At 72.0% G+C, this 739-nt stretch carries 1 protein-coding gene; it reads right to left on the bottom strand.

The window, feature by feature from the left end; genetic code table 11:
* A partial coding sequence (locus DW309_RS13320; protein ID WP_136045646.1) for a DUF2207 domain-containing protein occupies positions 1-739 on the bottom strand: 739 nt, incomplete at both ends.

Below are 739 nucleotides of genomic sequence, written 5' to 3' on the forward strand. Positions count from 1 at the left end.
ATCGCCGCCACCAGCGGCCCGACGTCCGCGACCGGGTCGGGCGTGCGGGCCGGTGGCTGCTGCACGGTGCCCGCCTCGAACCCGATCGCGACCGTCACGCCGTCCCCGGCCGCAAGATCTGCCGCCGACGTGCGGAACGTGGCGCCGTCGCCCGTGGGGTCTGGACCGTCGAGCGTGCACGCGGTCGTGGATCCCGCCGGCCCCTGGTAGCACCGGGTCGAACCGGTGAGCCTCGCGGCCAGCGCAGCGTCCACGTGGACTTCGGCGTCGAACCGCTCGATCGGCTGCGTGCTGTCCAGCGGAAGGAGGTTCCAGTAGAACTCGTCGACCGCGGGCGTCGCGGAGTCTCTCGGCGACGTGGCCAGGACGACATCGCTCATCTCGTACTCGATCACATACGTCGTCAGGCCGCGCGCGTACTGGTCGTCGCCGGTGAGCACCAGCAGCAGTCCGTCCTCGTCGTCGGTCTCGAACGGGACGTCGCGCCCTTCGCCGTCGGTGACGGACAGCACGCGGGTGTCGATGCGGGCGTTCTCGTACGAGGTCGCGAGGCCCCGGACGATCCCGCGGTTCTGGTCGAACTCAGGGAACCGTGCCACGAGGGTCTCGGTCACGTGGAGGCGAGCGCGACCGTCGACGAGACTCAGGTCGTAGGTGGCGTCCCACGACGCGTACGAGAAGTCGTCCACGTCGGCGGCGACCGTGCGCGCCGCGGTGCCCGCGGCGGCCGCGGCGGCCG

Source organism: Microbacterium sp. K41, from assembly GCF_004794395.1.
GTDB lineage: Bacteria > Actinomycetota > Actinomycetes > Actinomycetales > Microbacteriaceae > Microbacterium > Microbacterium sufflavum.